This is a genomic window from Lentimicrobium saccharophilum, assembly GCF_001192835.1.
GTDB classification, from domain to species: domain Bacteria; phylum Bacteroidota; class Bacteroidia; order Bacteroidales; family Lentimicrobiaceae; genus Lentimicrobium; species Lentimicrobium saccharophilum.
Map to the genome: position 1 here is coordinate 1,251,076 of NZ_DF968182.1, position 19,216 is coordinate 1,270,291.

The following is a 19,216-nucleotide window of genomic DNA, read 5'->3' on the forward strand; positions in this document are numbered from 1 at the left end:
CAAACTTACGCCGATGGACGGCTTCAGCTAATGCTATTTGGTTACAACAAACTTGGCTGTTTTAACAGATGAGCCTTCTGTTACCTTCATAAGATAGGTTCCGTTGACCAGGTCAGAAGCCGGAATAGTCAGCTGATGTTCTCCACGGCCGGGCATGCCGAAATTAACAGACTTAACGAGCTTTCCTTGCAGGTTGTAAAGGCTGACCTGAAGTGAGCTGTTCCCGTTCAGACTGACATTGAAATGAATCTCTGACTGAACAGGGTTGGGATAAACACTCAGTGTGACTGATTTTCCCTGCGGATCAGGACCGGGGCCGTCAATCCCCACAAACATGCGGTTCTCAAAAATTCCGTTTCCGTGTGAAGCCAGGTAAATAGCCCCGAAGTTACTGACACCGGTAATTCCATCTATCCAGGGTCTGCTAACCGTTTGCTGGCGAACCATCATTACCGGAATCTCACCAAGACCGGTATTCTCAGCGGTCCATGACGGACTTGAGCCAAGTGATTCAGTAGTAAATACGCCAAGATCAGTACCGAGGATAACCCTGCTTGAACTGTTCATTTCGATCAGGCAGGAGTAAACCGGCATGGCCGGGAGGTTACCCTGGATCGGGTTGAAATCAGGAAACTGAGCCAGCGCGTTGGTGGAACGGAAAACATATTCGCTGTTTCCATAATTACCCAGGGTAACAATAACATGATTGTCGTCGTTGGGATCAACAGCGATTGAGGTAACGAACCGGGCCCCGAAATCCTTAACAATACCGGATGAAATGATACAGGCAGAACTACGCACATCGGCCCGGAGTGAATCGTAAGCCAGGGCAATATTGGCGATCCTGAGCAGTTTGCCATCGGTAGTTCCGACATAGAGGTAATTTGCATCCGAGGAGTAAGCCAGGCATGACGGCACTCCGGTAAGGTTGGCAATGCGGTCCCATGAAGGCAGTTTGCCGAAATCCAGCACATCTCTTGACATATAAACGGCGTTCGTCATCCCGACAAAGAAGATTGAGGAAACGGGATCAACGATATGCAGCGAGTCTCCGTTTGCAAGCGGTTGTGTCAGGGTATAGCGGAAGGGGAACTGGGCATTCTTACTCTTGAGCGACAATACATCACCGGTGTTGTAATTGGCTTTGGCATGAAAAGTAATGCTGTCGCGCGAATTCGGGTTATTGAAGTCTTCCCAGATTCGGAATGGCGTAATAAACACATTCCCGTTATTATTGGTCACTTCTCCGTTATATATAAAATTATTTGCTTGCGAAACACCAAGGTCGGTTGAGCGCCAGAGGCGACCACCGGTAGAGGAATAAAAAACAGCGCGAGGATTAATCATCGACATTTCAACTGTCCCTCCAACAAACAAGTTAATGGGTATATTATTCTCATCAACAGGAATAATCTTGGTTCCGGTTTCAGGTGTATTGCCTTCCTGATCAAGAAAAACAACGCCATTGCCCTGGGATCCTCCTACTACGCGGCCCTTGTCATCATATGCCACAGAATAAAACATGGAAGTAACATAATTCTTGTTAATCAACTTAATGGTGACATAGTCATCTTCAGTCAGGGCAAGTCCTTGGTCTGAAGCCATATATGCATTTAATTCATTTGCCGGGTTAATAAATATCTGGTGGAAATAAAGCCCTGCATTGCCCAGGGTTTTCTGTTGCCACTGGTAAAAACCATCATCAAGTACTTTAAGGCCTTCCCATACATTGACGCCGCCGACATAAATTTTATCGGGATTCGTCGGGCTTACCACGATGGAAGCAGCATAATCGCCATAATGTGTTGTATTGGCGGCATTGCCGAATACATTGAAAACCGGGCTGGCTCCGGGACCGACAAGGCGCCAGGTTTCACCCTTGTTTTTCGAAACAAAAATTCCTTTCAGCTGGCCGCGCAATGTTCCGCTAAGGGTACCGTCAGAAATAAGCACTGCATAAAGTGTGGAAGCATCGGAAGGAGCAAAAGCAACCTCAATGCGTGCCACGCCTTCTGCAGGCAGGCTATCCTGACCCGCGCCCGTTGAACGCAGAATAAAACCATCGGCAGAGCCGGAAGGTGAAACATATAGTTTATTATCAACCGAAGCAGCGATGGCACCATCGGGACCAATCTTTACTTCGTTGCTGGTTCCGGAAAGATTTTCGCCACCTGACTTTGCCATCGACCAGGATTGTCCTCCATCGGAAGAATATTTCAAACCGTAATTGGTTGCGGCTATCACCCTGTTGTTATCACCAGCGGCAATTTTGTTGACAAAAGCCCATTCGGCAGTCGGGTCATTATAGGTTCCCGGATCAGTTGAAGCCAGTTTGGTAAAACTGCTACCATCCGTTGATTTATAGATTCCCTGACCAATAAAACCGCTGAAAAGGTTGAAACGGTCACTGGCAAAGGTCTCTCCGGTTCCTACATAAATATCGCCGCTTTTTGACTGGGTAATGCAGCTGACATTTAGAATTACCCCGCCTGCCTGAATCTGATTCCATGTTAGTCCACCTGAAGTGGATTTCCATAAACCACCCGAAACGCTTCCGGCAAAAACTGTGCGGCCGGAATTGTCCCTGTTGTCCAATATCACAGCACGGGTGCGGCCTGCAAAGTTATCCGGTCCCATCGATGACCAGTTAAGGCCGATCGCCCCTGACTCTCTTAACCCTGAAGCCTGGTTTCTGGCTTTTAAAACATCAGCAGGGTTTACCTGACCGGTACTGTAATTGCCGCGGATCTGCGACAGGTAATCCCAGCCGTTTTCAAGCCCCTCCGCAAGATTTCCCTTAACAGAGCTACTGACAATTTGCCTGAATGAGCCTGAAGTAGTCAGCAAAATCATTCCGGCTCCAAAAATTAAAGCAAGAAAGCCAAAGAGTAATCGTCTATTTTTCATATTCTTGTAGTTTATGGATATTACGATTTCAAGTCAACAAAAACAGTGGCACAAGTTACATCTTTTTTAAAGATGAACAAGATTCACCTCCTTTTTTCCAAACAAAAATAAACCAAAAATCCAATACCGACCCAACTTTCAGCAATAAAATATATTGAATTGGCATCCGGTATCAGGCGGCAAATGTAGGAGAATTTGACAATTTAAAAAAGACCGGTTAAATCTTCGGAAAAAAATAATGTGTCTGACAAAAATATTCTGTCTGAAATGCCGTTTGAATCGCTTTTTTCATACGTTTGCCGGTAGCTTCACATAATCCACTACCTGTACAGGCTATTGTTTGACGGCAAGAATTATGTAATTATAAATCAATTAGTTAAAAACCATGAGAATTATTGCACTGGTAATCATGTCCGGGCTGGCGGCATCCTTTTCCTTTTCATATGCCCAACAGGACAGCGTAAAGAAAGAAGGTTTTCAGTTTGAAATAATCATAAACAATCCGGCTACTCCCGTTAAAGACCAGTACCGGTCAGGAACCTGCTGGAGTTTTGCGACCGTTTCGTTTGTGGAATCAGAACTTCTCAGGCTGGGCGCCGGAGAAAAAGATCTTTCGGAAATGTATTTTGTTAACCATGCCTACCGCGAAAAGGCAGAAAGGTATGTACGTCTTCACGGATCTTCAAATTTTGGTCCCGGTGGCCAGGCCCACGATGTTATGAATACCATCGCGAAGTTTGGTTTTGCCGGAGAAAATGACTATCCCGGACTCCTTGCCGGCGAATCAAAGCATTTACACGGGGAACTGGATGCTGTGTTGAAAGCATATCTTGATGCGGTTTTGCAAAAGAAAGACGGTAAACTGTCGAAGGTATGGCCCCATGCCTTCGCCGGCATCCTCGAGGCCTACCTGGGCCCTGTGCACGATCAGGCCAATGGAAAAAATGCCGGCGCATTGCCTGTTTATGCTCAGGCAGCAGGTTTTAATCCTGCAGATTATGTTGAGCTCACTTCCTATCTGCACCATCCGTTCTATCAGAAAATCAATCTTGAAATACCCGACAACTGGTCGCAGGACCTTTATTACAACCTTCCGCTCGATGAGCTGATGGATGTGATGAACCATGCCATTGAGAAAGGTTACACTATCTGCTGGGACGGCGATGTGAGCGACAAAGGATTTTCCCATGCAAAAGGCGTTGCCATCCTGCCCGAGATTTCAGGCAGCTCTCTTGAAGGAACTGAACGGGCCCGCTGGGAAAAGCTTACCGAAAAAGAGAAAAATGCCGAGCTTTACAGCTTCAGCAAACCAGTGACGGAAAGAATCATCACCCCTGGTATCAGGCAGGAAGATTTCAATAACCTGAAAGCTACCGACGATCATCTGATGCATATTACAGGACTTGCAACTGACCAACTCGGCACCAGGTATTACATTACCAAAAATTCGTGGGCAGCCGACAGCAATAAATCAGGAGGTTACCTCAATATGTCGGAAGCCTATGTACGCCTTAACACCATAGCTGTGATGATTCATAAAGATGCCGTTCCGCCGCTGATCAGAAAAAAACTGGGCATCTGAGTTTCCTCTTTTATTCAAATTTTCAGGGAATTGAGGATTGCAGAATCAGCAAAGTCCCTGAAAGCCTTATGGTTTAACAATTTTTAACACCGGTTCTGCACTCCGGCAGCATTGGTAGTAATACTTTTGCAAAAAAAACATTGCCATGATTGAAACTGATATCAAGGAACTGAACGACCGCATCCAGAAGGAAAGTGCTTTTGTTGATCTCATTGAGATGGAGATGCACAAAGTTATCGTAGGTCAGAAACACATGGTGGAACGACTCCTGATCGGATTATTGTCGAACGGGCATATTTTGCTGGAAGGAGTTCCGGGTCTCGCCAAAACGCTGGCCATTAAGTCATTGGCCAATATTATAGATTCCAGGTTCAGCCGCATTCAGTTTACCCCCGACCTGTTGCCTGCCGACCTTATAGGAACCATGATCTACAGCCAGAAAAAGGAAGAATTTCTGGTCCGGAAAGGCCCCATATTTGCCAACTTTATCCTTGCCGACGAAATCAACAGGTCTCCTGCCAAAGTGCAGAGTGCACTGCTGGAGGCAATGCAGGAAAGGCAGGTTACCATCGGAGAAAATTCTTATCCGCTTTCAGAACCTTTCCTGGTGCTTGCCACTCAGAACCCCATTGAGCAGGAAGGAACCTATCCTTTGCCGGAAGCCCAGGTTGACCGTTTCATGCTGAAGGTAATCATTGGCTATCCCAGCCGTGAAGAGGAAAAACTCATTATGCGTCAGAATATGTCGGGTAGCTTTCCGGAAACAAAAACAATCATTTCACCTGAACAGATTCTGAAAGCAAGAAATCTGACCCGGGAAGTTTACCTTGATGAAAAAATTGAAAACTATATTACCGATATTGTTTTTTCCACAAGATTTCCTGCAGAAAACAAGCTTAAAAAATTTGAAGGACTGATTGCTTACGGAGCCTCACCCCGTGCAAGCATCAACCTGGCCCTGGCCGCCAAAGCCTATGCCTTTATCAAACGTCGCGGTTATGTTATCCCTGAAGATGTCCGTGCCGTTGCCCATGATGTAATGCGGCACAGAATCGGGCTTACCTATGAAGCTGAGGCCGAAAACATCACTACCAATGATATCATCAACGAAATACTCAACACGGTTGAAGTTCCCTGATCGGGACGATACTGACCGGAAACCAGTTTCTCATTAAGCTAAATTCTGATGGAAACCAGCGATATCCTTAAAAAAGTCCGCAAGATTGAAATCAAGTCCAGAGGCTTGTCCAACCAGATTTTCTCCGGACAATATCATAGTGCGTTCAAGGGTCGCGGTATGGCATTCAGCGAAGTAAGGGAATACCAGTACGGTGATGACATCAGAAACATCGACTGGAATGTTACGGCGCGGTTCAATCATCCTTATATTAAAATTTTCGATGAGGAACGCGAACTTACGGTTACTTTGCTGATAGACGTGAGCGGATCCAACGAATTCGGCAGCCGGCAGTGGCTTAAAGAGGAAATGATGACCGAAATTGCTGCTGTACTTGCTTTTTCGGCAATACAAAACAACGACAAAGTAGGGGTCATTTTTTTCAGCGATAAGGTTGAAAAATTTATTCCGCCCAAGAAAGGGCTGAGCCACATTCTGCGCATCATCAGGGAACTGATTGATTTCAAGCCGGAAAGTCAGAAGACCAATATTTCTGAAGCCCTGAGGTTTCTGACAAATGCCATGAAGAAGCGTTGCACGGCGTTTCTTATTTCCGATTTTATGGACAGCGGATTCGAGGATGCCCTCAGAATAGCCGGAAACAAGCACGATCTTGCAGCCCTGCATATCATCGACGAAAGGGATTTAAGCATCCCTGACATGGGTCTGGTAAGGATGTACAGTAAAGAAGCCAATAAAGCAATCTGGGTCGACACTTCAAGCCGGGCCGTCAGAAATGATTATGCCGCTTACGCTGAAAGCAGGATGAAGATGCTTGAACTGGCATTCCGGAAAAGCGGGGTGGATGTTGCGCGGTTCAGAACCGGTCAGGATTATGTAAAACCTTTGCTGGGACTTTTTAAAGCAAGAGAATCGAGAAGATAAGCAGACCACAGTTAATGCAGGATGGAGATGAAGGGAGCGTTAATCATAAAAAACACCGGTAAGCTGACGGGATTGTTTATTCTGCTGCTGCTTTGCCCGTTTCACGGCATAGGGCAGAAAGCGACACCCGATACAACCAGATTCCTGATCGGGCAGCAGATCAACGTTACACTGGAATTGCAGGTGCAGGAAGGCACGCTGGTTAACTGGCCGGTTTTCGGCGATACGATTACAAAGTCACTTGAAATAATATCCGTCTCCGGAATCGATTCGCTGAAGCAGGAAAACACCAACGATATTTTACTCCGCCAGATAATCAGAATTACATCATTCGACAGCGGCTATCACGTACTCCCTCCTGTTTCATTTGCGATAAAGGAAGCCGGATCAAATGAATTTAAAGATCTGCTTTCAGAAGCATCCCTGCTGGAAGTAATGAATGTGGCCGTTGATTTATCTGCCGATATCAAAGACATTAAACCGGTGCTGAAAGCGCCTTACACGCTCCGTGACTTTCTGCCGTACTTTTTAATACTGCTTGGGCTGGGGCTTGCGGGGCTGCTTTTATGGTACTACCTGCAGAACCGGAAAAAGAACAAACCTCTGATCAGATTTCCTTTGAAACCGGACAAGCCGGCCCACCTGGTTGCCATTGAACAGCTTGAAGAGCTGAAAAGAGAACAACTCTGGCAAAAGGGTCAGGTAAAGGAGTATTACACCCGGCTTACCGATATTCTAAGGACATATTTTGAGGCACGTTTTCAGGTGGATGCCATGGAAAAGACCTCTGATGAGATTCTTGATGCCATGCGTGATCACCTTGCCGATGCAGGAAGAATGGAAGATCTGCGAAAAATTCTGACGCTTTCGGATATGGCAAAATTTGCCAAAGCCCGGCCGTTGGGCGCTGACAATGAACTCAGCCACACCCTGGCCGTTTCCGTTGTCAACAGCTCCATTCCTGCTCCATCGAGACCGGAGACGGGCTCTGTTCAACAGCCTGAAAGAAATGAGCAATCAGATACAAATATCAATCACTGACAGTCATGTTTGAGCACTTAAAATTTGCCAATCCTGAAGCGTTGTATCTCCTGCTGCTGATTCCTGCTGCCATTGTCTGGTACTGGTTCAGGGGACAGGACACCAAAGCACGGTTACAGGTCAGTGATTTCGGGGCGTTTCTCAATAAGCGGAAAACCCTGAAGCAAAGGCTCCGTCATTTAACCTTCATCCTTAAAGTAATCGCTTTCTCGCTGCTGATCCTCTCGCTGGCCCGTCCCCAGTCCACTACATCACGCCAAAACGTCAGTGTGGAAGGTATAGATATTGTATTGGCGATGGATATCTCAGGCAGTATGCTGGCCGAGGATTTTAAGCCAAACCGCCTGGTAGCGGCCAAAGAAGTGGCGAAGGATTTCATCAAAGGACGGCCCAGTGACAGGATCGGCCTGGTTGTATTCAGCGGTGAGAGTTTCACACAGTGCCCGCTCACTACTGACCATGCAATATTATTTAATCTGCTTGATGAGATTAAAAGCGGAATGATCGAGGATGGCACAGCCATCGGCGATGGCCTGGCAACGGCTGTAAGCCGGCTCAAAGAGAGTTCTGCGGTTAGTAAAGTCATAATACTGCTCACCGATGGCGAAAACAACCGGGGCTTTATCGATCCCGCATCAGCGGCTGAAATTGCAAAGGTATTCGGACTCAGGGTTTATACCATCGGGGTCGGTACCATCGGCACTGCACCCTATCCGGTTCAAACCCCTTTCGGGATGCAATACCAGCAGATGGAAGTAAGGATAGATGAACCACTGCTCAGACAGATTGCTGAAATGACAAACGGCAGGTATTACAGGGCGACAAATGCCGGCAAGCTGAAAGAGATTTACCAGGAGATCGACCAGCTCGAAAAATCCAAAGTCGATGTGACTGAATTCCGGAAGAAAACCGAAGAATTTTTGCCTTTTACACTGGCAGCGCTGGTCCTGCTGCTACTTGATTTTGTCCTGGGTATCTCTTTTTTCAGGAAATTCCCCTGACAAAAAATTTTTAAATTAAAGACAGGAAGAGACAATGTTTAGATTCGAACATCCTGAATATTTAAACCTGCTGATGCTGCTTCCTCTGCTGCTCGTAGCTTACCTGTTCTACCTGCAATGGAAGAAACGCGCTGCGCTCAGGTTTGGAGAAAAACCATTGGTTACACGGCTGACACCGGATGTTTCGCCTGGCAGGTCACACATAAGGTTTTTACTTCTTTCACTGACCATCGCCTCAGTTTTACTTGCGCTTGCGAATCCCCAGATCGGCTCGAAACTTGAGAAAGTGCAGCGCAAGGGTGTTGATCTCATCATTGCCCTTGATGTGTCAAACAGCATGTTGGCGCAGGATATTCAACCCAGCCGGATTGAGCGGGCCAAACAATCCATTTCCAGGCTGATCGATGAACTGGAAAACGACCGGATCGGACTGATCGTTTTTGCCGGGAAGGCATATACCCAGCTCCCCATTACCACGGATTACGGTGCAGCTAAGCTCATGCTCTCTACGGTAAAACCCGACATGGTTCCCGTTCAGGGCACGGCCATCGGGCAGGCAATAGAAATGGCCATGGCATCGTTTAAAGAAGAAGAGGCGGGAAAAGCCATGATAATCATCACCGATGGTGAAAACCACGAAGATGATGCTGTGGAGAAAGCTTCCGAAGCAGCGCAAAGAGGTATCAAAGTGTATACCATCGGCATGGGCCTTGCCGAAGGGGCCCCGATACCGGTTTACCGCGACAATCAGTTGGCGGGATTTAAAAAGGACAGAAGCGGGAGTACCATCATAACCCGTCTTGACGAAACCATGCTTCAACAGATTGCGCAGGCCGGCGAAGGTATTTACGTGCGGGCAAGCAACACCCAGGCCGGGCTGCGTAAGGTATTCGAGGAAATCAGTAACCTTGAAAAAAATACTTATGACACGAAAAGCTTTTCCGATTACGAAGACCGGTTTCAGTATTTTGTGGCACTGGCAATTATACTAATGGTCCTGAATTTCCTGCTTAATGAACGTAAAAGCCGCTGGGCAGGAAAATTCCGGATTTTTAAACCCGAACAGCCTATCAGATTATGAAAAAATTGATCTTAATATCCTTTTTAGCTTTAATCTGCAATCTTTCTTTCGGGCAGAAGGAAAATCCCTTTATCAGAAAGGGGAATAAACTATATGATAAAGGTAAATTCAATGAAGCAGAAATCGATTACCGCAAGGCAATGGAGGTGGCGCCTGCTTCTGCCAAAAGCACTTTTAATCTTGGCAACTCACTTTACAGGCAGGAGAATTACGAAGAGGCTGAACGGAATTTTATGAATGCAGCCGGATTATTAAAGCCCGGTGATCAGGCAGCCAGAGCCGGCGCCCTTCATAACCTGGGCAATACCTACCTGAAAGCAGAAAAATACCAGGAAAGCGTTGAAGCATACAAACAAGCCCTGCGCCTGAACCCGGATGATGAAGATACCCGCTATAACCTGGCCTATGCCCAGCGGAAACTGATGCAGCAACAACAACAGCAGCAGCAACAACAAAAAAATAACGACAAGGAGGACAACAGGGACGAGAAAAATCAACAGCCTCAGCAAGATCAGTCAGATCAGCAGGACCAAAAGGAGCAGCAACAGCAGCAAAAACCCCAGATATCGAAACAGGATGCCGAACGCATGCTCCAGGCGTTGAAAAATGATGAGCAAAAAACCATTGACAAGGTCAATAAGCAAAAGGTAAAAGCAGTGCCGTCGCAGGTTGAAAAAGATTGGTAACTTGTGCCGGAAAATTAAGGTGAAATTCAATATCAGAACATAGTTATTTGGCCGATGAAAAAGATACGATTTTCTGCATTACTGGTTATGTTTACCTGGATTTCGTTTGCCAGCGGGCAGGATCTGGATTTCAGGGCCTCTGCCAGAGAAGTTGTTTCCGTCGGTGACCAGTTCCGGCTGATTTATTCCATTAACGGGCAGGCTTCCGGTTTCCGCGCCCCGGTTATCAAAGACTTTTCGGTACTTGCCGGCCCAAGCCAATCGACCAGCACCAGCATGCAGATTATCAACAACCAGGTTTCGCGTTCGGTTGAGTATTCATTTACCTACATCTTACAGGCCACCAACGAAGGAACCTTTACCATTCCGCCTGCATCCGTCAATGTGGATGGCAAAGCCTATCAATCCAATCCGGTTACCATCAAGGTGGTAAAGGGCAGCGCACCTGCATCGCCCGGAGCACAGCAGCAGACCCAGCCCCAGGGTGGAGAAATCACCGCAAAAGACCTTTTTGTAAGGGCTTCAGTGAATAAATCAAACCCTTATCAGGGGGAACAGGTAATTATTACCTACAAAATTTACACCCGTGTTCCGGTTGCTGAATACAGTATAACACGGGCACCGTCCACTGCCGGATTCTGGTCGCAGGACCTGATCAAAGACAACACAAAACTGAATCAATACCGCGAAACGGTTGACGGCAGCGAATACGTAGTGGCGGAGATTAAAAAAGAGGCGCTGTTTGCTCAGAAAAGCGGCAATCTCACCATTGAACCTCTTGAAATGGACGTGGTAGCACAGATTCAGCGGAAAGCAAGCCGCAGAGGATTCAATGACCCCTTCTTCGACAGCTTCTTCAATGACAGTTTTCTTGGAAGCACATACCAGAATGTAAGGAAAACACTTAGATCCAACCAGCTGAATATCAATGTACGACCATTGCCATCGGCAAACAGGCCCAGCGAATTCACCGGAGCTGTCGGAAATTTCAGCATCAGTAGTTCCATCGACCGGGAACAGCTCAAGGCCAATGAGGCATTAACTCTTAAATTTACCATAACCGGCAAAGGCAATATCAAACTGGTAGAAAAACCCAATCTGGTTTTCCCAAGCGATTTTGAAGTTTATGATCCAAGGATTACCGATAATATTGCTGCTTCTCAGGCCGGTGTTTCCGGGTCCCGTACGTTTGAGTACCTGGTTATTCCGCGTAATCCGGGTGATTTCACGATAAAGTCTTCCCGTTTTGCCTTTTTCGATATCGAATCAGGAACGTACAAAACGCTGAATTCTCCCGACTTCAGGATAAAAGTTGAAAAAGGAACAGGCAATGAAGCAAACGTGGTTGCCGGCAGCTCCAATAAGGAGGACTTTAAATATATCGGCACCGATATAAGATTTATCAAAACAAGTCCTCTGAAACTGAGACCGGTGAACAGTTATTTTTTAAGTCATCCGTTATTCCCTTTGTGGCTGGCTATTCCTCCGGTGCTGCTTGCGGCATTTATGCTGATCTGGCGGAATGAACTCAGGAAAAGAAACAACCTGGCACTTATGCGCAACCGGAAGGCTACGCGGGTAGCCAGGAAGCGGCTGAAAGCAGCGGAACATTTCCTGAAGCAAAAAAATCAGGATGCTTTCTGGGCCGAGGTCTCAAATGCTTTATGGGGTTACATCAGTGATAAATTCAATATCCCCGGATCAACGTTATCGATGGATTCGGTGAATCAGGCCCTGAAAAACAAAAACGTAAATGAAGACCTGATTACCCAGTTTATTTCTGCGCTTAACAACTGCGAGTTCGCAAGATTCGCACCCGGAGATAAGTCGCAGGTAATGGACAAACTTTACAGGGAAGCCATTGAGGTAATCACAAACACCGAACAGCATTTAAAATAAAGGCAGTCAACACAAGTTTAACGACATGAAACTCAAGACAGCTATCGTTATTGTATTTGCGGGTTTTTACCTCTCGCTTTCAGCCAATCCGCAGGCGGATTATGAGAAAGCCAACAAAGCGTATATGGCCGGGTTTTATGAGAATGCCATATCCATATACGAAAGAATCCTTGAAAATGGCGTTGCCGCCCCCGATCTCTATTACAACCTTGGAAATGCCTATTTCAAAATTGACGATATCCCGTCAGCCATACTGAATTATGAGAGAGCGCTGAAATCGGATCCGGGGAACGAAGATTACCAGTATAATCTCAGGGTGGCGAACAATAAAATTGTTGATAAAATAGATGTATTGCCCGAATTGTTCTATATCCGATGGTGGAAAGGTTTAAAACTACTGCTCTCACCTGACGGATGGGCAAAACTGGCTCTGTTTAGCTTTACCCTCATATTTATTACTGTTGCTGTCTTTCTTCTTTCGAGCCGGATGGGGGCCCGCAAGCTGATTTTTTCATTCGGTCTGTTGCTTCTTCTGATAAACCTGATTTCCGGAATAATTGCCTGGCAAACATACAGGGATGCCAAAGATCAGAAAACTGCCATCATCTTCACGCCTACCTTGCCGGTAAAAAGCTCTCCCGACGAAAGCAGCATCGACCTCTTTGTCATTCACGAAGGGCTTAAGGTAACGGTAATTGATAAAATCGGCGAATGGCAGGAGATCAGGATTGCCAACGGCAGCAAGGGCTGGATAAAGGCCGGCCAAATCAAACCCATATAATCTGAAACATGCTGCAGGCCGCAAGCTTCATTGCAGTTATCCACCTGCGCAGAACATGGCGTATTATCACTGCGCTCGGACTTTTCAGGACCATCTTCCTTCTGGTGCTGATCGTTTTCGGATTTGTTTCAACATTGAGACCTGGGATGCTTCCGCTGCAGGCTGCACTGATTCTATCGCTGATTGCACAGGCACATCTCACCCGGAAAGACCATAATTTACTGATGAGCCTTTCTTTAAACAGACCGGCCTTTTTCATCATAATATACAGCCTGATGGCCGGACCGTTTTTATTGCTGTATCTCTTTCTCCGGGATTTTAATGCATTTCTTATGCTTGCCGGTGGATTGTGTCTTATTTCGCTCTACAACAAACCTGTGAAGTTCAGAAAAAGAAAACTATATCTTTCCTTTCCCTTTATTCCTGTTGATGCCTGGGAATGGCGCGCCGGGCTGAAAAATTCATGGTTCATTATTTTGCTGTCATGGCTGATTCTGTTGATCTTCTATCGTCAGGATTTCCTTTTCCCGGGGAGTATCATATTATTCTCACTGCTGGCCGCGGGCTTCCAGATGAATCATGAAAGCGTGGCAATGGTCAGGGCTCTTGGATTAAGCAGCCGGCAATTTCTGATCAGAAAAATCCTTCTTCAGCTGATGCTTTTTATGGCCATTTCAGCCCCTTCTATCATTGTCGGCATGATTATTCATCCCGAAGGCAATATCGCTTTGCTGATGGTCACACTGAACAGCCTGCTGGTTCAGGCATTTGCAGTTACGATTAAATATTCAGGTTACCGGCAGGGGCAGCACACCCAATATCAGATGTCCATCATTTTCATTTTAAATATTGCATTTGCCATCCCTGTGCTTCTCCCCCTTCCAATGATTATGCTGGCTATTTATCTGCGAAGGGCCGGTTTACAGTTAAAAACAGTATTGTATGCTTAAACTGGAAGACCTCTGCTTCAGTTATGAAAAAGCGGTTGTTATAAACCATCTGAACTGGTTACTGGAACCCGGGAAGGTGCATGGACTTGTAGGCATGAACGGATCCGGTAAAACCACTCTTTTCAATGTTTTATCCGGGATGCTTGTGCCGCAAGCCGGCTCCGTAATTTTCAACGATCAACCCCTGCACCCTGATAAATGTGCAATGATGGAGACTTCTCCATTTTTCTATCCTATGATCAGCGGTAAAGAATATCTTGAAATCTTCAGGCTGAAAAATCCCGGCTTTGACATAGCCTTATGGAACGGTCTCTTTCACCTTCCTCTGACAGAGGTGGTTGACAATTACTCGACCGGGATGCAGAAAAGACTTGCCCTGCTGGGACTGATCGCTTCGGGCCGCTTACTGCTGATTCTGGATGAACCCTTCAACGGACTTGATTTTGAAGCAGTAAGAATGGTTCAACAGATCATTCCTGCACTTGCTGACAAAGGTAAAACCATTTTACTGAGCTCACATATCCCGGAATCACTGACTTCTGTTTGCCATACCATAAGCTTTATACGGGATGGAAAAATTGATTTCACCCTCCATAAGGATGAATTCGGAAAACTGCCGGAGCTTATTGATTCTGAAAGCAAAATACCCGGCGACATTCTGCAGAAAATGAACTAATCAGGTGCATTCACCCGATTCAGGCGGATTCCCGCTATTGACAACTGCGAAAATATCCTTATATTTACAAAAAATCCCTTATCCTGATGAAGTGGACCTGGTTCCTGATACTTTGTCTGTTCCCATGCTTTATCGCTGTACCTCAGGAATATATACATATTCAACCGGTAGGTGGCAAAGGGCAGCTCCGGCACTTTATTGATCAGGAACTGGTTTATCCTGAAACATGTCTGGCCTCAGGCACTGAAGGCAAAGTAATGATCGCGTTCAAAGCCTCGGAAAAAGGACAAATTAAACTTATCAGGTTTCATCAGAAACTCAGCCCCGCCTGTGATCGTGAAGCAATGAGAATATTCAGGATGATTGAATGGCATCCCGCGACGAATCTGGGCATCCCCGTCGCAGACTCAGGTATGTTTGAAATGGAGTTCAACATTAAGAAATACAAGAGATTGTGCAAAAGCCGGGGGTATTCCGGGCATTTCTACCCGTTTGAGCCAACCGACACTTCCGGAATAGTTTATAACTACCGCAACCTTGAAACAGCCCCCCACCCCATTTTTACCAACGACAAGATTAACCTGGCCGCTTTTATCGCCGCTAACCTCAGATACCCCGATGCAGCCATCAAACAAAACCTGAGCGGAGTTGTTAAGGTTGGTTTTATTGTTGAACCTCACGGAAGGCCATCAAACATTCAGATCCTTAATTCGCTGGGAGCCGGCTGCAATGAGGAAGCCATCAGAATTGTCAGGTTGATCAAATGGATGCCGGGAACGGTAAACCACTTGGCGGTCAGGACAAGAATGAGTATTTCAATCAACTTCAGCCTGGAACCGGGTAGCGACGGGAATACAGTACCTAATATCAGATCAAGTTACGGAGGATAAAAACCATTAACTAACTAAAAACCAAGACTATGCGAAAAACATTGTTCTTATTGCTGCCATTGATTTTTTTTATGTCACCGAACTCCTTCTCCCAGAAGGCTGACACTACCGGCATCTGGACCCGGGGAATGAAAGCTTCCTTTGCCTTTAACCAGGTATCACTTACCAACTGGGCTGCCGGTGGAGAAAACAGCCTGGGCGGAAATTCATTCCTGAATCTTTTTGCCAACCTGAAGCAGGGCAAGTCTACCTGGGACAACTCTCTCGACCTCGCATACGGTCTTGTTAAACTGGGAGATGCAAAAATCAGGAAAAGCGATGACAAGATTGATTTCGTTTCGAAATACGGGCATAACGTAATTCATAAGAACCTGTTTCTGAGCGCTAACCTCAGCTTCAAATCTCAGTTTACCGAAGGCTACAATTATCCGAACGACTCCGTGATGATCTCCAACTTCATGGCCCCCGGTTACCTGATGCTCGGTCTTGGTATGGACTGGAAACCTTTTCCTTACCTTTCGGTATCCTTTTTGCCGCTTACCGGAAGGCTTACCTTCGTTACCGACCAGACCTTGTCAGATGCCGGCGCTTATGGGGTTGACCCGGGCAAACATGTCAGACCTGAATTCGGCGCCGCCTTCAAAGCGGTATTTGATAAAGACCTGGTTGCCAATGTAAACCTCAAAAGCAAGCTAGAGCTTTTCTCTAATTACCTCAACAAACCCCAGAACATCGACATTAACTGGGAGGCAATGCTTATGCTGAAGGTAAATAAATTTCTTTCTACCTTTATCGGATTGCAAACCATTTATGACCATGATATCCTGATTGCGGACAAAGACGGTAATCTGGCACCCCGCACCCAGTTCAAACAGACTTTTGGCGTCGGACTTACCTATACCGTATCGGGAACACATGCCAACGTAAAACCATAACAAACCCAATAAAACCATCTATTAACCCTTAACACACACAAGATGAAACTTTTAGACGAATTCAAATCATTTGCCATGCGTGGTAATGTTGTTGACATGGCTGTAGGTATCATTATCGGTGGTGCATTCGGCAAAATTATCTCATCGTTTGTAGCCGATGTGCTGATGCCACCTCTTGGGTTACTGCTGGGCGGCATTGATTTCAAGGACATGACTTATGAAATGAAAGCTGCCGTTTTGGAAGGAACCGAGGTGATTACCCCTGCCGTTACAATTAACTACGGGTTGTTTATTCAGAATGTTGTTGATTTCCTGATCATTGCATTTGCAATATTTATGGCCATCAAAGCAATGAATTCCATGAAGAAAAAGGAAGAAGAAGCACCCGCTGCACCGCCGGCTCCCACCAAGGATCAGGAACTGCTCTCAGAAATCCGTGATCTGCTCAAAAATAAATAAACCCGTATTAATCATTAGGAAGCCTTGAAGGGCTGAACTGTTGATTCTAAGAGGGTAATCAAGGTTAAGTGTTTGTTCAGTGCAATACTGATTGTGCTGATTACAAACACTTAATCGTTTAAACATTGCCAAATGCTTAATCCGGGATAAACTGCTTCCGATGATTGACCAGCCTGCTGAAAAGCAGGCTTATTTTTTTTGCGCTGCAACACGCACTGACTTTATAAATCCGGCAATTAATGACGACATAATCCTTATACACTCTGATATGTAAGATTTTCTTAATTTTGTACAAAACACCGGGTATGCAGTTTCTGTCTTTTGATTTTACCACCTTTTCAGCGTCAAATCATAAATTAATACAGTATATCGTTGTCGCGTTGATCATCGGTTTGGTTGCTGTAATTCTTTCGCGTATTTTGCAGAAACTGATGAAGGTCTACTTTGAGCGCTCGAGCAGGGTGCTGAAGGTGGATCCGACAAGGTACAAGTTCCTCAGAAACGCGGTAAGTTTCGTCATTTTTATGCTGGCGGTAACGCTGATTTTTTATACAATTCCCGGGTTGCGCACCATTGGCATTACATTATTTGCCGGAGCAGGAATATTTGCCGCAATTATAGGATTTGCATCCCAGGAAGCATTTTCAAATATTGTAAGCGGCATCTTTATTGTGATTTTCAAACCTTTCAGGGTCGGCGACAATATTAAAATAGGAGATCTTCACCAGGGAACCGTAGAGGATATCACCCTGAGGCATACCATTATCAACAACTTCGAGAATCGCCGGATAATCATCCCGAATACGGTCATCAGCGGGCAAACCATTATCAACTCTACCATTGAGGATGAAAAGGTGTGCACATTTATTGAATTGGGCATCAGTTACGACGCCGATCTCGAAAAAGCCATTGAAATACTGCGCGATGAAGCTGAAAAGCATCCCTACTGTATCGACAACCGCAATCAGGAAGACAAAGAAAAAGGTATCCCCAAAGTTGTTGTAAGGGTGCTTGGTTTTGGCGATTCGGCCGTTAACCTGCGTGCCTATGCCTGGTCAGCCAATTCTGGTGAAGGGTTTGAAATGAAATGTGATATTTTTGAATCGCTTAAAAAAAGGTTCAACGCTCAGGGAATCGAAATCCCTTACCCGCACAGAACTTTGGTTTTTAAGAATCAGCCCCCTCATTCAATTCCCTGAACATGGCTGCAGAAAAAATAAGAAACTACCGCAAGAAAGCTGGTCTCCCGCCCGGCTCCCTTGTCTATACCGGTTCGGTTGAAAGCGAATCAAAACTGGATCTCTTCAGTTTTGATTCAGAATCAATAGAAAGAATGCAAAGCGATGATGTTGAACAAATTATCAACGGAATTTCACCGGCCAGAAATTACTGGATCAACATTACCGGCCTGAACAATACAAGCATTATCAGCAAGTTGGGGGCCCATCACAATATTCATCCGCTGCTGCTTGAAGATATACTCAATACGGAGTCGGTCCCGAAAATTGAAAATACCGGCGATATGCTGTTCATCTGCATGAAGATGCTCACCTGGGATCAAAAATCTGCAGGTATAGATGCAGAACAGATCAGTTTCATCATAGGAGAAAAGCACCTGTTGTCGTTCCAGGAACGCGAAGGGGATGTATTTAATCCGGTGAGAGAGCGGCTGCTCAACGGCCTCAGCAAAGCCCGTGAAAAGAGTATCGACTTTCTGGCCTATATTCTGATAGATAAAATTATTGACAACTATTTTCTTGTTCTTGAAAAAATCGAAGACCGGATAGAGCAGGCTGAAATGGAGTTGCTGCGGGATACTGACCGCATAACGCCCCTGGAGATGATGCGCCTGAAGAAGCAATTGATTCTGCTCAGGAAATATGTTTATCCTTTGCGCGACGAAATCCGTAAACTTCAGCACGACGATTCAAAACTCATTGACCGGAAGACGATTAAATATATCAATGACCTTTACGATCATCTGCAAAACATCGTTCAGAACATAGAGGGATTTCGCGATACCATCACCGGATTGATGGAATTATATTCTGCCAGCCTGTCGAACCGCATGAACAGCGTAATGAAAACCCTTACGATGATCGGTGCGATTTTTATTCCCCTGACATTCATCGCAGGCATCTACGGGATGAATTTTGATTACATGCCCGAACTCACTTATCCATGGGCTTATCCGGCAGTGATGCTGCTGATGCTTGCCCTGGCTTTGGGCATGTTTTTCTATATGAAATCCAGAAAATGGTTTTGA

Annotated in this window: 17 protein-coding genes; 16 read left to right on the forward strand and 1 reads right to left on the reverse strand. The window is 45.8% G+C overall.

All coding sequences use genetic code 11. The features are described from left to right. Positions 1-33 precede the first annotated feature (33 nt). A complete protein-coding gene (locus tag TBC1_RS04530; protein ID WP_082189477.1) occupies positions 34-2,907 on the reverse strand; it encodes a T9SS type A sorting domain-containing protein in 2,874 nt (957 codons plus the stop codon). A gap of 385 nt (positions 2,908-3,292) precedes the next feature. Between TBC1_RS04530 and TBC1_RS04535 the strand changes: the two genes are divergently transcribed. The 16 genes from TBC1_RS04535 (at position 3,293) to corA (ending at position 19,216) form a co-directional block, all read left to right on the forward strand. Beyond that, complete coding sequence (locus tag TBC1_RS04535) at positions 3,293-4,489, forward strand: C1 family peptidase (RefSeq protein ID WP_062039119.1); 1,197 nt, start codon at positions 3,293-3,295, stop codon at positions 4,487-4,489. A 145-nt stretch (positions 4,490-4,634) separates the two neighbouring features. After that, positions 4,635-5,627 (forward strand): AAA family ATPase, encoded by a 993-nt coding sequence (locus TBC1_RS04540; protein WP_062039122.1) that lies wholly within the window; start codon positions 4,635-4,637, stop codon positions 5,625-5,627. Between the two features lie 48 nt (positions 5,628-5,675). Continuing rightward, entirely contained in the window at positions 5,676-6,551 is an 876-nt protein-coding gene (locus TBC1_RS04545) for a DUF58 domain-containing protein (protein ID WP_062039125.1), read from the forward strand. A 27-nt stretch (positions 6,552-6,578) separates the two neighbouring features. Beyond that, positions 6,579-7,592 (forward strand): hypothetical protein, encoded by a 1,014-nt coding sequence (locus TBC1_RS04550; RefSeq protein ID WP_137305435.1) that lies wholly within the window; start codon positions 6,579-6,581, stop codon positions 7,590-7,592. Positions 7,593-7,597: 5 nt separating this feature from the next. Continuing rightward, positions 7,598-8,593 (forward strand): vWA domain-containing protein, encoded by a 996-nt coding sequence (locus TBC1_RS04555; RefSeq protein WP_062039131.1) that lies wholly within the window; start codon positions 7,598-7,600, stop codon positions 8,591-8,593. A gap of 34 nt (positions 8,594-8,627) precedes the next feature. Then, positions 8,628-9,674: a VWA domain-containing protein gene (locus TBC1_RS04560; RefSeq protein ID WP_062039134.1), complete on the forward strand. Its 1,047-nt coding sequence runs from the start codon at positions 8,628-8,630 to the stop codon at positions 9,672-9,674. Continuing rightward, positions 9,671-10,360 (forward strand): tetratricopeptide repeat protein, encoded by a 690-nt coding sequence (locus TBC1_RS04565; RefSeq protein WP_062039137.1) that lies wholly within the window; start codon positions 9,671-9,673, stop codon positions 10,358-10,360. Before TBC1_RS04560 ends, TBC1_RS04565 begins: the two co-directional genes overlap by 4 nt. 54 nt (positions 10,361-10,414) lie before the next feature. Continuing rightward, positions 10,415-12,259: a BatD family protein gene (locus TBC1_RS04570; protein ID WP_082189478.1), complete on the forward strand. Its 1,845-nt coding sequence runs from the start codon at positions 10,415-10,417 to the stop codon at positions 12,257-12,259. Positions 12,260-12,284: 25 nt separating this feature from the next. Further along, positions 12,285-13,040, forward strand: a complete 756-nt coding sequence (locus TBC1_RS04575; protein ID WP_062039142.1) for a tetratricopeptide repeat protein — start codon at positions 12,285-12,287, stop codon at positions 13,038-13,040. Between the two features lie 8 nt (positions 13,041-13,048). After that, positions 13,049-13,990 (forward strand): hypothetical protein, encoded by a 942-nt coding sequence (locus tag TBC1_RS04580; protein WP_062039145.1) that lies wholly within the window; start codon positions 13,049-13,051, stop codon positions 13,988-13,990. Then, complete coding sequence (locus TBC1_RS04585) at positions 13,983-14,666, forward strand: ATP-binding cassette domain-containing protein (protein WP_062039148.1); 684 nt, start codon at positions 13,983-13,985, stop codon at positions 14,664-14,666. The genes TBC1_RS04580 and TBC1_RS04585 overlap by 8 nt, the downstream gene beginning before the upstream one ends. A gap of 86 nt (positions 14,667-14,752) precedes the next feature. Next, the gene (locus TBC1_RS04590) at positions 14,753-15,556 is read left to right on the forward strand and encodes an energy transducer TonB (RefSeq protein ID WP_062039150.1); all 804 of its coding nucleotides are present in this window, start codon (positions 14,753-14,755) and stop codon (positions 15,554-15,556) included. A 29-nt stretch (positions 15,557-15,585) separates the two neighbouring features. Next, positions 15,586-16,491 carry a DUF3078 domain-containing protein gene (locus tag TBC1_RS04595; RefSeq protein ID WP_082189479.1) on the forward strand — a complete coding sequence of 302 codons (906 nt, stop codon included), beginning with the start codon at positions 15,586-15,588 and terminating at the stop codon, positions 16,489-16,491. Between the two features lie 42 nt (positions 16,492-16,533). Next, entirely contained in the window at positions 16,534-16,950 is a 417-nt protein-coding gene (gene mscL, locus TBC1_RS04600) for a large-conductance mechanosensitive channel protein MscL (RefSeq protein WP_062039156.1), read from the forward strand. A gap of 305 nt (positions 16,951-17,255) precedes the next feature. Continuing rightward, positions 17,256-18,149: a mechanosensitive ion channel family protein gene (locus tag TBC1_RS04605; protein WP_062039159.1), complete on the forward strand. Its 894-nt coding sequence runs from the start codon at positions 17,256-17,258 to the stop codon at positions 18,147-18,149. Positions 18,150-18,151: 2 nt separating this feature from the next. Continuing rightward, positions 18,152-19,216 (forward strand): magnesium/cobalt transporter CorA, encoded by a 1,065-nt coding sequence (gene corA / locus TBC1_RS04610; protein WP_062039162.1) that lies wholly within the window; start codon positions 18,152-18,154, stop codon positions 19,214-19,216.